The sequence below is a fragment of the Paenibacillus sp. FSL H3-0286 genome, assembly GCF_045040705.1.
In the GTDB taxonomy this organism is placed as follows: domain Bacteria; phylum Bacillota; class Bacilli; order Paenibacillales; family Paenibacillaceae; genus Paenibacillus_AQ; species Paenibacillus_AQ odorifer.
Map to the genome: position 1 here is coordinate 1323964 of NZ_CP150285.1, position 13386 is coordinate 1337349.

Here is a 13386-nt window from a genome sequence, read left to right on the forward strand (position 1 = left end):
GGCTGAAGCTGATGGTATCAACAATGTTGGACAGTATGAAGAACTTTTGGGAAGACGAGGAAGGTTTAGGAACTTTGGAGATGATTTTGATTATTGCTGTCTTGATTGCAGTTGTTCTTTTGTTTAAGGACAAAATTCAAGAGGTAGTAGAAGCCTTAATTAAAACGGCGGGTGAAAAGAGTCAGGAAGTATTCGATTGAACAAGCTTAAGGGTGATCAAGGCAGTTTTACTATTGAAGCGTCACTTCTGTTGCCGATCGTCATGTTTATTACGATGCTTCTTTTGTTTTTTTGCTTGTATAGCTATCAGAAGTCCATGCTGTTGCAAGTGGCCTCAGGAGCTACTGAGCGGGCGGCTTACAACTGGGACAACAGTCACAAGGAGGTCTCTGGTTCTTACATGGCTGGTGAGTACGACTCCCTTTATTGGAGAATTGGGGATGATGCCTTGTTAGCCTCATTATTTGGTGGAGAAGCTGGCAGTGCTGGCGTGACAATAGAGTTGCCCGGTGAAGTATCAGGGAAGAGTGAATTGCCAGTGCTTAAACTGGGCCATTCGTCTACTATGATTCCGGACAATATGCCAGGAACTATGCGTTATGCTCACAGTCTTACAGGACGGAGAGTAAAGGCCGAGCTAAATCGTCTACTGAGCTTGCCTGTGCTTGATAGCGTTCTATCGGATGAGGCTAACCCAACTGTTGAAGCCCAGTCTATCATTGTCGAGCCTGTTGAGTTTATTCGTACGGTCGACCTGATGCGTTATTTTGGAGCTAAATTTAAAGGGGGCTCTGAGGGTAGTGGATCTGCAGTTTACATGGATAAGAAGGATGCTTCTGCTATGCTGACCAAGCTTCAGGATAAGTAAAATCTCTGTTCAAGGGAGGGGGTTTTAATGAAAAGTATAATTACGGGTTGTCCTGCTAAGGGCAAAACAGAAGGCTCAGTTACAATTTTTCTAATCATGGTGCTGGCTTTCGTCTTTCTATTTACTGCTGTGCTGATTGATTATGCGCGAATCGCTGCGTTCAACGTTCAGGAGGAACGATTAGCGAGAGCCAGTATCCGCTCTGTTATGTCTTCATATCATGTTGAATTGCGTGAGAGATACGGTTTATTTGCATTCGGTGATAGTGATGGTGATATGCTGCTGTCCAAAGTGCTCAATGAAAATTTGCATAAAAGTGGGCGGGGGGATACGTTCAATCTCTTACCCTTTGCACTGGAATCCTCCTCTTTGGAATGGAGCCGGCCGCTGGGAAGTTATGATGTTTTTCGTCATCAAATACTGGAAGAGATGAAATATAAGGCTCCGGTTGATTTCGCCTTGGAGCTGGCAGGTAAATTCAAGCCGCTGTCGGGCGTAATGGCAGAGGCCTCAAGAGCTACTGAATTACTTAGTAAGCTGCAACCTTTATATGATGAACGTGAAGAGAATTTGGATCTAATGTTAGAGCGGAGAAGCCAAGCGGCGGAGAGTGGAAGAAGAGTACTGCTATGGATTATGAATCCGCCCGGAGATTCTATCTCGGCCCATTTGCTCGGAAGCATGCAAGCAGCCGCGGATATACCAGCACAGTATAGTGACTATCTTGGGAAATATTACGAAGATCTATATCGTGATAGTAAAAAGCCTGCAAAGTACACTTATCAGTTGGCACTTTATCAGAGCCGAACTTCAGAGATGTTGTCGCGGCTCCCATCCTTATTAACAACCTTTCATGAAGAACATGGACAATCAATGGAGGAAGCGAAGGATGCGTTAAACAAAGCGCAGCAATTGAATGACGAGATGAGAGATGTTTTGGCAGCTTCCCGAATAAGTGGCGTAAATCTGGCAGACGATCCTGCTAAGGACTGGGATATTCCGGGAAACTCGGGGGAAATAAGCGCTGAGCCACTTAAAAAGCTGCATGAACAGGAAGATGCCTTGATCCTCTCTTCGGCTGACATTAGTAGTATGGAGAATGGTTTATTTATGCAGCAAAGTGCGTACGAGTCCATTGAACCGACGGTAACAGGATTATCAGGAGTGTTGCATGAAGCTTTGGGAGTCAACGGCGATTCCTACCAAATGATTTCCTCTGTTCTAGGGGCTTCGCATGTAGTGGACAACTATTATAAAAAATACGGTAAGAAGGGAAGTGTTATCGCTAGTGATTTGGCTTTTCTTGAAGAGCATCGCAGCTCGGATAAAGCACGTAAGCAAGTAGAGTGGGAAGCCAAATCCAAGCTGGGCGAGGTTAGAGCACTGCTGGACAAAATTAGAATGCTAGGTAGCGGAGCGGCAGCTTCAATGGAACGTTATCAAATCCTTCATCAATTTTATGAGGACAATGTTTCATTTAACAACGGATTGGAGTCTCAATCCTCTGATAAATCTGAAGTATCCTCAGATCCCTATGCTGCTGGAAGCTCGGCGATGAAGGATATTGACGGGATTTATGCAGCAATGAGTGGCATTATGGGGGGCGCTAGAGACAGGCTTTTTCAAACAGAGTATTCCGCGCTTTATTTTCAGCATTTTGATGTTTCAAAGTTAGCTAGTCTGGCACTGAATTCTCTGGAAGACACTAGTGAGCTCACAGATCAGCTTGATCCTCGCGCTCAGGAGCTGGAATACATTTTATACGGATTTCATAATCCCGCAGGGAATGTGGCCGCAGCCTATGCCGAAATATTCGCGATGAGGTTGTCCATTCGCACAATGGAAGGATTTATAGAAAAGGCAACCTTGGGAAATCCACTGGCTGTTCTAGCGGCGGCACTGTTGTATGGAATCCAGCATGCCATTCAGGATATGTTGCAGCTTTGTGAGAAGGATGCGATTCCTTTATCCAAATATATGCCGGCGCAGCTGACTTACCGTGATCATCTGCGACTGTTCATGATAATGCATGGAGGCGGGGAAGTGCAGCTATCGCGGATGCTGGCTCTGATTCAACTGAACACAGGAATAAATCCAGAGGAAAGAAACACCTATGTATCATCGGACATTAAGCTCCAAATGCAGTTATGGTTTCTGCCAGGTGTAGTTAAAATGTTGAATTATACTGCTGCTTTTCCGGGAGAGGTACAAGGGAATAAGTATCTGAGGGCAGTAAAAACTGATTATTCTTATTAGCGGGAGGTCGGTAAGGAGATGGAGGATGGGTATGGAATCAGAGGGAAGGACAAGGAAGAAGGTAGCATGGTAGTAGAAGCGGCGATGGTTCTTCCGTTCTTCCTGCTATTCGTCCTGTTCCTGATTTCTATCGTACAGATGACCTTGTATTCGACAGCTTTGCAAAGTACAGCATCAGACACTGTAAAGTCTATTTCAACTCATATGTATCCTGCGGCTTTGGCGGTGCAGAAATGGGGAACATCCAGCGAAGTAAGTGATGATTCAGGAGGGGATGACAGTGATCATTCTGCTGGCCTGAATTGGACTCTTCCTCGCTTGTCACTTACTGATTGGGGCGATAGTTATGCTGAGTCTTTACCCAAGCCGTTAAATGAGTGGGTTATGTCGGCTTTAGAAAGTGGTGAGGGACCGTTGCAGAAGCTTCAGGCAGAGACCAGTGAAAGTGTACTCGATCTTGCGATCAAACCTTTATTGAAACCATACCTGACATCAGATTTACTGGATTATGAGCGAATTCATGTATCTAATGTTATGGTGCCGGAGCTAAAAGAAGGTACTCGTCCCTACCTTGGGCTAGTGGTTAGTTATAAGCTGCCGATGAAAGTCCCTTTTCTAAACCAAAGTATTGTTTTAGAAGCAAGTGCTGTTGAACGTCTCTGGATCGGGGATACGGGAGAAGGCACAGCCAAGGAGGGGAACGGTACTGGCCAACCAGAAGAATTCATTGAAATCTTAGAAAAGCCGAACCCGGCTGTAGCGAATAAGCAAGGCAAGGTTCGTGCCAGAATACCGCCAAATGCTTCTGCCAGCTTGTCCGTCTTTTATAAGAGCGGGGGCAGTACTGCCAAATATTTAGGTTGGAAACAAGCGGATGCAGATGGATATATCGAGTGGGAATGGAAAATTGGTGTAAATACCACACCGGGCTCGTGGCTGTTTGTTATACAACTGGATGACGGTAGATCTGTTGAGGTTATGTTTACAGTAGTGAAATGAAAGGGTGAAAAAAGGAGTGTAATGAATGGCAGAGTGGGCATTTTGGGGATGTCTACCGTTTTTAGCAGCGGCACTGATTACAGATTTGAAGTCGATGAGAATACCAAACTGGATCACCTTGTCAGGCTTGCTCACCGGTCTGCTTGCACAAGGGGTGATCAATAGCTGGCATGGACTGCTGAGGGCTTTCGGGGGAGCTGCTGTAGGATTTACAGTCCTTCTGATCATGCATTTATTAGGGGCGGTTGGCGCGGGGGATGTTAAGCTTTTTGCTGGAATCGGAGCGTGGACAGGGATGTTGTTTACGCTGCAAGTCGTCATGTACTCCGTACTATTTGGTGCTTTAATAGGCTGGTTAATTGTTTTAAAGAGACGGGAGGCGGTCAGTCGTTCGCGTAAGATCATCAGCAGAATTTCTGGATTTATTTTATGGAAGAGCCCGTTTCTATTAAAAAATAACGATAGTGAACTGTTGAAATTTCCCTTCATGCTGGCAGTAATTCCTGGTTCCATATGCGCTTATCTATACTTTTAGTTCGGGAGGTGATGTTTGTTGTTCGGATTAACCCGTGATTTTATACAACAGGATGGTATATATATGATCCTTGGTGAACCCGAAGGAATACCTGCGGAGAAGCTTAATTTGATTCAGGCACGCATGCTGATGAACACCGACATTCCTCATCATTTGAGGCTGTTACTTAGAGAAATAGATTTGAAGGTTACTATGGAATACGCTGTTTTACGTAAAAAAATGCTTAGTCATCTACTCAAAGGAGAGAAGCTAAGTATGAACTCGTTTTTCGGGTTATTGCTGCAAATTGCCCAAGGCATGGAAGATGGCAGGTTATATATGCTGCGGGCGGAACAGTATGCTTTGCATGCAGATTACATTTTTATTGAAGGGTCGTTACAGAGCGGTAAAGTATACCTGACCTACATACCCATTCAGGAGAATAAGTCTGGTTCAAAGCTTGGAGAGTCACTCAAGTCACTAATCATGGTGTTAATGGCATCTATCACAGAGCTTACTGGCAGTGGTGTGCAAAGACTATTGCAATATTGCAGTGAAGAGGGATTTACTCCAGCTGGCTTAAAGATTCTTTTATCAGAGTTGCTGACAGAAAGAGAGCCCGTTACACCTGAAAGACAGCTTCATGAAGGCGTAAAAGAATATCTAGTGAAAGAGGCAGCAGCTCCACCATTAAGAAAAATATATGAGCATCGCGAAGATAAGGGATTGGAGCAGCCGACTGCTACTCCTTGGATCAGCAGCTATCCTAATCTTAAGATAAAAGAGGAGGAGAGCCTGTCTCTAAGCTTGGAGGATGAACAGGTAACGAATCCGCAAGCCTCAAGCTCAAGAACCTATATAGTGCTAGGGTGTCTATTAGGCGATGCACTCCTGTGGAAGTTTCTATATTTGGATAGTCCAAAGCCGTTATGGCTTGCCGTCTGTGGAGTTGTGACGATTGTATTGGCTGTTTTAAGCTGGATGGTTTGGAGCGGAAGGCTAAAGGTTGGTAAAGAAGATGAGGATTGTCTGAGTGAGGCTTCTGAAGATACTAACTGTAATCCGAGTCGGAAAGAATTGGAGTGGAATTTTGGCAGGAACCCTGTGACTTCTACGCGTCCTCCAGCAACAATCCCAAAGGTAACTCCGCAATTCTCAGATTCAGCAGCTAACGTTCCGGCAACCCGTCATGAATCACTAGCAGAGGAACATTGTTCTGTTAAAGCACAAGAAGCCATAGCGCCAACAACTTTATTATCACAGGAGAAACCGCTTGAGCAAGGACGACAAATCGAAAAGCTGGATCAGAGTATTCCTTATCTTCAAAGAAGCGGTGAGGAGGGTGAAGAGGCGGAAATGATCGAGTTAAATCGAACTAGCTTCATTATCGGCCGATCGGCAGAGGTCGCTCAATATGTGGAAAGATCAGAAGGAGCTTCTAGAGTACACGCTGAGATATCTAGAAGCACCAGCGGATATATTCTCAAGGATCTTGACTCCAGAAATGGAACGCTTTTTCAAGGTGAAGCCATGGTCCCGTATAAAGAGTATCCACTAACAGAGGGGACCACATTTAAAATTATAAAAGGAAGCTACACATTCCATATAGTATGAAGGTGAGTTCTAACGATGAATGTGGCTCTACAATTTTTGTTTTTTCAAATCTTCTAAAGCGGCTTGAAGTGTAGGGAAGGTAAAGTCAAAGCCATGATTTAATGCCGCTGCGGGCAGGACGCGCTGACCTTTGAGTAAGATTTCGGATAATTCTCCGACTGCTGTTTTTAACAGGAAGGCTGGCAAAGGGAACCAGTGCGGCCGTTTGTAGACTTTGCCAATCGTCCTGCCGAACTCTTCGTTCGTTACCGGATGTGGAGCAGTCGCATTAACAGGTCCGTTAATCGTGGGATTTTGCGTACAGAAATCAATTAGACGGACGATATCCGTCAGATGAATCCAAGAGACCCACTGCTTTCCGGAGCCAATGTTACCGCCAAAACCTAATAAATAAGGCAGCTTCATTTTGGGGAATGCTCCGCTCTCATTGCCGAGCACAACTCCGGTACGCAGCTTGACCACGCGGATACCATGGTAAGTTTCATCTGAAGCCTCTTCCCATGTCTTAACTACTTCTGAAGGGAAATCCATGACCTGGGCTGGTGAGGACTCACTAAAAATATCCTCTAAAGAGGTACCGTAAATCGCCACGGCGGAAGCCTGAATGATTACGGAAGGCTTTTGCTTCATTTGATCTACTAATTTAGCTGCTGCGGAAACGGTTGCAAGTCGGGACTGCATAATCGCCTTTTTGCCACTTGGACTCCAGCGCTGGCTAAGGGAAGCTCCGGCGAGATTAATTAGGGCAGCTGCATTTTCCACTGGAGCGGGATTAGAACTTAGACTGTCCCAGGTGTGGTAACTCAGCTTAGGATGAATTGTTGTTGCGTCTTTTGGTAAATTCCGACCTACAATAGCAACTTCATTACCTGCTTGCAGCCAGTATTTTGCTAGTTCGCTACCTATAAAACCGGTGCCGCCACATATCACATATTTCAAAGGAGGGCCTCCGTTCTAAATCGTACAATTCATTAAAAATTACTTAAACAAATGCTGGTAAGCAGAGTAATCGATTTTATTCTTTTCGAGAAAATTGACAAGAAAACGGTTATCGCGCCGCGGTGTGGCAACTATGTAACCTTTAATGCAGTGATCGCGAGTAACTTCTTTTGCATTGCTCTCGACGGCGATCTTTCCGATCTCGGCAGCAATAGAATGCTTTGCAATATCACGAAATGGCCCAGGTACAGGTTGAACAAGCTGGTCCAAAAAGGCTTTTGTTTCGTCACTCCAGAGCGGGCGGCTACGTTCCACCCAGTAATTTTGCCAGTCTAGCTTTGACTTTCCATCAGCTTTGGGCAGGACCTTTAGGAATTTGCGGAACATAAAAAAACCGCCGATACACATGGAACCAAGCAGCATAAATGTCCAGAAAGCGATAGAGTTCATAAACCAATTGCTCGGTGTGGATAATAAACCAAGTCCTGATTGGATAAACATGCATACACCACCTTTTGGCAATGAGGATTCTCACACGAATTATTCTCATATTAAAGTATAGCTTATTTCCAAAGTTTTGCGAAGCAGAACCCGGCATATTGGCCTCGTCTAGATTTATTTTTCCGATCACGGTAGAATAGGGGTTAATTCGTGAAGGAAAGAGGGAAGAAGTATGCTGAAAATAGGTTCACATGTGTCTTGCTCGGACAAGGGTCTTTTGACCGCAGCAAATGAAGCAAATGAGTATGGTTCCAGCTCGTTTATGATATATACAGGAGCGCCGCAGAATACGCGCCGCAAGCCGATTGATGCCATGTATCCCAACGAAGGGAAGCAGGTTATGAAAGAGAATGGTGTAGAGGAGATTGTTGTCCATGCACCTTACATTATTAATCTCGCTTCCTATAAAGAGAATACGTATCAACTGGCTGTTGATTTCCTGCAAGAGGAAATTCGCCGTACCCATGCACTTGAGGTCAAGCATATTGTATTACATCCAGGTGCGTTCACTGATAAAGATGCTGAATATGGTATTCAGCGGATTGCAGATGGCCTGAATGAGGTGCTTGGAGGCACGAACGAAACGGAAGTGCATATCGCTTTAGAAACTATGGCTGGTAAGGGAACAGAGATCGGCCGCAGTTTTGAAGAAATCGCTTCTATTATTGCAAAGGTCGAACATAATGAACGTCTATCGGTCTGTCTTGATACTTGCCACATTCATGATGCTGGCTATGATATCGTTAATGATTTGGACGGTGTTCTCAACAAATTTGATGAGACTATCGGATTGAACCGTCTTGGTGTAATCCACATTAATGACAGTAAAAATCCATGTGGCGCTCGCAAAGACCGTCACACTCCAATTGGCTCGGGTTGGATTGGCTTTGATACGATTAACAAAATCGTACACCATGAAAAGCTGGAAGGTCTGCCTTTCATCCTGGAGACCCCGTGGATTGGTAAAGATGCTAAGACACAACGTCCGATGTATGAGGTGGAGATCGCTTTGCTGCGTGGTAACGTAGCTGAACGGTTTGGACCGGAATTCGTGCAGGATGTTGAAACATTACGTGAATTTTTTGCCAAGCAGGAGATCGATTCCCGTCAATATATACTTAATGTCTGGGAGCTGCTGAAGAACGATGCCAAAGCTAAAAAAGCTGATCCACGTGAACCACTGGAGCGTTTATACGATGAAGTTGTCGCTGCCCAGCTGTTCCCGCAACTAAGCGAGGAAGCTATTAATCATCGTTTAATTGCTTGGTTAGCAGGCAATTAAGTGCTCGTGAACGCTTAAGCTATACTTCAGATTGCGTAGGTAGATGAGAGGATGGGAAGAGGGTCATGGAATTACACGTAAAAAGAAACAATTCGTCGGGTGTCGAGCATTATTCCAACCGGGCACGTATGCTTATTTCCTGCCCTGACGGACCGGGAATTGTGGCGGCTGTATCACACTTTCTGTATCAGCATGGCGCAAATATTGTGCAGTCGGATCAGTATACGATGGATCCAGATGGTGGAATGTTCTTTATGAGAGTCGAGTTTGACCTACCTGAATTAGGCGATCGTCTGGAAGAGATTCGCTCTCAATTTGGCGGAGTGGCGGAGCGTTTTAAGATGGACTGGAAGATCTTTAATGTTCGTCATAAGAAGAAACTTGCCATATTCGTCTCTAAAGAAGACCATTGTCTTGTTGAACTGCTCTGGCAGTGGCAAGCGGGCGATCTCGATGCCGATATTGCCCTCGTCGTTAGTAACCATTTGGATATGAAATCTTATGTCGAGTCGTTTGGCATTCCATTTCATCATATTCCAGTCACAGCGGATACTAAGGCTGAAGCAGAAAAACGCCAGTTAGAGGTCATCGGAGACGATATCGATGTGATTATATTGGCACGGTATATGCAGATTATCTCGCCGTCCTTTATTGAGCATTATCGCCATCAGATTATTAATATTCACCACTCTTTCCTGCCTGCCTTTATTGGCGGCAATCCATACGCCCAAGCGTACCAACGTGGGGTGAAAATTATCGGGGCAACCGCTCACTATGTTACTGAAGAACTAGATGGTGGACCGATTATTGAACAGGATGTGCAGCGGGTAAGCCACAGTGATGATGTTATTGAGCTGAAACGGATTGGGCGTACCATTGAACGTGTTGTTCTGGCTCGTGCGGTGAAATGGCATATCGAGGACCGGATTCTCGTCCATCAGAATAAAACTGTAGTATTTAAATAAAGGTATTCTCCGGTGAAAGCAACGGTTATGCCCGAGGGCTTTCACCGGAATCCTTTAATTTAATAGTTCACTAAATCTCTATCAGGTAAAAAAGCATTTTACCAGCAGCTTGGCTATTTATGCCAAGGTGCTTTTTGTCGTTCTCAAAAATCATGTAGTTAAGGAGGTGGAAGGTTTGGCGTTACAGCGGGGACGTTTGTTAAAACGTAATTATTTTTTCGCAAGTCTCATTTTGATTACTGGATTCGGGGGATTGCTAGGTTATGATCTCTATTTCAAGCCCTACGTGCTTTCCCAAACCGTGGTCAAAGTTAAGGTGCGAGCTGGGGAGTCTCTACCTAAAAATTATGAGCTGAAAGCAAGTGATTTATATCTGGATTCTGTTCAGACCAAGGACATACCCTCTGGTGTAATTACGGAAATCGCACAAGTGGAGTACAAAATTACGAATGTGAATCTGACTAACGGTAGTATTTTGACAGCATCACTGGTGGATGTTAGTGATTTAGAGCCTTTGCAGGATGAAGGTATATTTCCTATTCCGAAGGAGGCTATTTATGCCATCAATGGTTCGTTGCGAAGCCGGGATAAGGTAGACATTTATCTTGTAGAAGGTGAGCGAGAGAAGCAGCGAGAGGCGCTTGGTTCAAATACAGTTAAAAAAGAAAACGAGGAACAGGTGAAAGAACAAAGCTTGCTTAGCGATCCTGCTAAAGAGATCTTTTTATCTGGAGTTACCGTGAACTATGTGCGAACAGAAGACAATAATGATGTGCAGGATTCTGAGAAAGGCAACAACAATAACCGATTCACTTCTACTGGCAAGGTAGCGACACCAGAATTGAAGCTGAAGAAAAGTGAGGGTCAACGGCTAGGGCAATTTTTGGAGCAGGGCAAAAAACTGTGGATCGTACGGGTAGAGTAGGGGGAGATTGCCTTGAAAATATTTAGTCTGGGCATAGATCAGTTAACGATTAATGATATCAAAAACGCGGGATTTAATGTAATTACACAAAACGTGTATCCCGATCCGGCGCATACCGAAGGTCATATGTTAATGGTTACTAGTGACCAGGTACCTGTTCAAGCGCTTAGCGGGCTGCGGCACAAATATTCAAGTTCTACGATCCTGTATTTATATCTGCAAAAGGGAATTCGGGGCTATCAAGCTGTGCATATGTTATGTGAAAGCTTAGGTCTATATTTTATTCCTCCTCGTTCTACCTCGTCAGCAGTGATAGAGAAGATTCGTTTTATCCTGGAAGAGGATGGCGAGGAACGGAGCAATTTGGTTGGCTTTTTTGGCTCAGGTCCAGGCATTGGCTGCACAAGTGTGGCGAAGCTGTTCGCAAGACGAATTGCTGCGGCAGGTCTACGTGTTCTTGTACTTGGTTTGGATTTATATGACCCCGGGTATGACCGCAAAGCGACGATCAGTCTAGACAAATTGCGCCCCAAGCTTACAGGGAAGATGATTCATGATGAAGATTTCGAGCAATTGATTAGGCAGGATGGCTATTTGTATCTACCGGGGAATTACGACTACTTGAGTGTCCAGGATTATCTGGAGGAAGAGATCGAATATTTCTTGGCTAGAGCTGGAGCAAATGCGGATGTGGTTATTGCTGATTTCGGTTCAATTCCCGAGAGTGCTGCGTGGTATGTCGGTATGCAAAAGTCGTCGTTACGCATGATTGTCACTCATCCTAAACATGAACACAGATTAGAACCTCTATTCGAGCTTGCGGGGCATATAGATCTGCGTCCGCATGATTTCCAGCTGATCATTAACCGCAGTAATGTGGAGGAAATATCTTCGTCCAAAAATATAGCCCTTAGATTTGGCACTGAAATCTTGCTGGAGCTACCGTATTACCAGCCCTTGCAGGAAAGCTTGCCTCTAGGCAAAAAAGAGCTACAGCATGTGGATGATAAGGTACATTCTCTATTGGTGTCGATGGGATTAGCGCCAGAGAACAAAAAGAAAGGGATATTTCTATGATTGAAACTCTCGCGAGTCGTCCACTCTTTTCTCTAAAACAAAGCGTGCTGCGCACTAGCAAACCGGGCAAGGAAGATTTTTATGCTTTTTTACAAAAAATGAAAACCGAGATGAACGAAGGGTTAGAACGTGAGGATGACGCTTACTTCGAGCTAAATGCAAAGGCATTAATTGGCGATCCGCAGGCAGTTAGCTTTTTTATGAATGAGATTGAGAAGTACTTACGAAAAACACCTTTTACTGGAAAGGTTCCAGAAGCGTACCGAACGGCGGCAGAGGCCCTGTATCACGAGTGGAAGGGTTTTGGACCAGCGTATCGTTGGTTTACTGATCGTGCATACAGCGAGTCAACCGGATTACAAATGATTGGAAAGCAAATTTTTTATAACCATAAAGGTGAGTTTATAGCTTACCCGTATGAGATGCCTTCACTGGATCGGGTGGAGCAGCTGAAGCGTTCCTTGCTAAAAAGTGATCCCAATAAAAAGCTGAACAAGGATAATCCTTCGGTGGAGTTCAAAATGGATGATCCGCTTTGGCCAGGTAGATTTATTCGGCTTGCGATTTGGGTATCACCTAGGGTCTGGGAGGGTTTTACTACGATATCACTGCGGCGACAGGTTGTGGAATTTCTGGATTTGGAGGATCAAGCGGGTACGGAATGTATTCCTGCCGAGGCGGTTGAGTTCATTCGGGCGTTATCGTCCACGTTTCGCAATACCATTATTGCGGGTGCTGTAGGGTCAGGAAAAACAACCTTTGCCAATACGATCGTTGGTGAGCAACTGCTTGGCTCTTCCTCCTGCATGGGAGTAGTGATGATTGAGAAACATCCGGAATCCATTTTACCGTATCAAATTAAAGGCCATCGGATTATTCCAATTCAAGCTGCGAATGAGGAACTGATGGAGGTGGGAGTAGAGTCGCTGCGGCATGACCCAAATATTTTGTATATGACGGAGATGCGTTATAACGAGTGGGAATTTTATTTGTGGAGTGGGGAAAAAGGATACGACGGGATCACCGGAACCTTCCACACCGTGGATTCGGAGGACATTCCTTATCAAGGTGCGTTTGCTGTGTCGACAAGAATTGGCGGGAGTCTAAAGGGGCATTTGATTTCTGCGCTGAAATCATGCGAGCTGGTGTTTATTTTGGAGAGTGTCCCGAACGGGAAGAAGCGGCTGGCGCGAATATCAGAAATCTTTTACGAAGAGGATAGAAATTCAGTGTTTGCTAATGATCTTATGCGCTGGGAGCCGGAGGAAATGTGTTGGTCTTATAATGACAAGCTGACGAAAAATCTGATGCTGAAAATGACTAAGAAAAATGCACAAGCTACGCGGATTCTCCAAAAAGAGCTGGGACGACTTGCTTCAACAAAACCAATGGATCAGCCGCTTAAAGAAAGCTTGAAATCTAAGATAGTACTTAATGAGTGAGGAG

At 44.8% G+C, this 13386-nt stretch carries 13 protein-coding genes; 11 read left to right on the plus strand and 2 right to left on the minus strand.

Annotation, left to right across the window (positions count from 1 at the left end; translation table 11 throughout):
* The first annotated feature begins 11 nt into the window (after positions 1-11).
* Genes MHB37_RS05780 through MHB37_RS05805 form a run of 6 tightly spaced genes read left to right on the plus strand, consistent with a single transcriptional unit; the run spans position 12 to position 6251 of the window.
* Entirely contained in the window at positions 12-200 is a 189-nt protein-coding gene (locus tag MHB37_RS05780) for a Flp1 family type IVb pilin (RefSeq protein ID WP_036681690.1), read from the plus strand.
* A complete protein-coding gene (locus MHB37_RS05785; protein ID WP_405169031.1) occupies positions 197-868 on the plus strand; it encodes a TadE family protein in 672 nt (223 codons plus the stop codon). The genes MHB37_RS05780 and MHB37_RS05785 overlap by 4 nt, the downstream gene beginning before the upstream one ends.
* Positions 869-895: 27 nt before the next feature.
* On the plus strand, positions 896-3124 hold the full coding sequence (locus tag MHB37_RS05790) for a hypothetical protein (protein ID WP_340950398.1): 2229 nt from the start codon (positions 896-898) through the stop codon (positions 3122-3124).
* Positions 3125-3142: 18 nt separating this feature from the next.
* A complete protein-coding gene (locus MHB37_RS05795) occupies positions 3143-4123 on the plus strand; it encodes a TadE/TadG family type IV pilus assembly protein (RefSeq protein WP_405169032.1) in 981 nt (326 codons plus the stop codon).
* A gap of 25 nt (positions 4124-4148) precedes the next feature.
* A complete protein-coding gene (locus MHB37_RS05800) occupies positions 4149-4658 on the plus strand; it encodes a prepilin peptidase (RefSeq protein WP_076185811.1) in 510 nt (169 codons plus the stop codon).
* Between the two features lie 18 nt (positions 4659-4676).
* Positions 4677-6251: a DUF6382 domain-containing protein gene (locus MHB37_RS05805; protein WP_405169033.1), complete on the plus strand. Its 1575-nt coding sequence runs from the start codon at positions 4677-4679 to the stop codon at positions 6249-6251.
* Positions 6252-6278: 27 nt separating this feature from the next.
* Here MHB37_RS05805 and MHB37_RS05810 read toward each other — a convergent pair whose 3' ends face one another.
* Together MHB37_RS05810 and MHB37_RS05815 are read right to left on the minus strand one after the other, a co-directional pair.
* Positions 6279-7190, minus strand: coding sequence for a TIGR01777 family oxidoreductase (locus MHB37_RS05810; protein WP_405169034.1), 912 nt, complete (start codon positions 7188-7190; stop codon positions 6279-6281).
* A gap of 39 nt (positions 7191-7229) precedes the next feature.
* Positions 7230-7691: a DUF2621 domain-containing protein gene (locus MHB37_RS05815; RefSeq protein ID WP_036681700.1), complete on the minus strand. Its 462-nt coding sequence runs from the start codon at positions 7689-7691 to the stop codon at positions 7230-7232.
* Between the two features lie 172 nt (positions 7692-7863).
* Between MHB37_RS05815 and MHB37_RS05820 the strand changes: the two genes are divergently transcribed.
* From MHB37_RS05820 to MHB37_RS05840, 5 genes are all read left to right on the plus strand, one after another.
* The gene (locus MHB37_RS05820; protein WP_076280069.1) at positions 7864-8973 is read left to right on the plus strand and encodes a deoxyribonuclease IV; all 1110 of its coding nucleotides are present in this window, start codon (positions 7864-7866) and stop codon (positions 8971-8973) included.
* Positions 8974-9038: 65 nt separating this feature from the next.
* Positions 9039-9938, plus strand: a complete 900-nt coding sequence (gene purU / locus MHB37_RS05825; protein ID WP_036681703.1) for a formyltetrahydrofolate deformylase — start codon at positions 9039-9041, stop codon at positions 9936-9938.
* A 175-nt stretch (positions 9939-10113) separates the two neighbouring features.
* Positions 10114-10863: an SAF domain-containing protein gene (locus MHB37_RS05830; protein WP_076280070.1), complete on the plus strand. Its 750-nt coding sequence runs from the start codon at positions 10114-10116 to the stop codon at positions 10861-10863.
* A 12-nt stretch (positions 10864-10875) separates the two neighbouring features.
* Positions 10876-11940, plus strand: coding sequence for a hypothetical protein (locus MHB37_RS05835; RefSeq protein WP_076280071.1), 1065 nt, complete (start codon positions 10876-10878; stop codon positions 11938-11940).
* Positions 11937-13382, plus strand: a complete 1446-nt coding sequence (locus MHB37_RS05840; RefSeq protein ID WP_076280072.1) for an ATPase, T2SS/T4P/T4SS family — start codon at positions 11937-11939, stop codon at positions 13380-13382. Before MHB37_RS05835 ends, MHB37_RS05840 begins: the two co-directional genes overlap by 4 nt.
* Positions 13383-13386 lie beyond the last annotated feature (4 nt).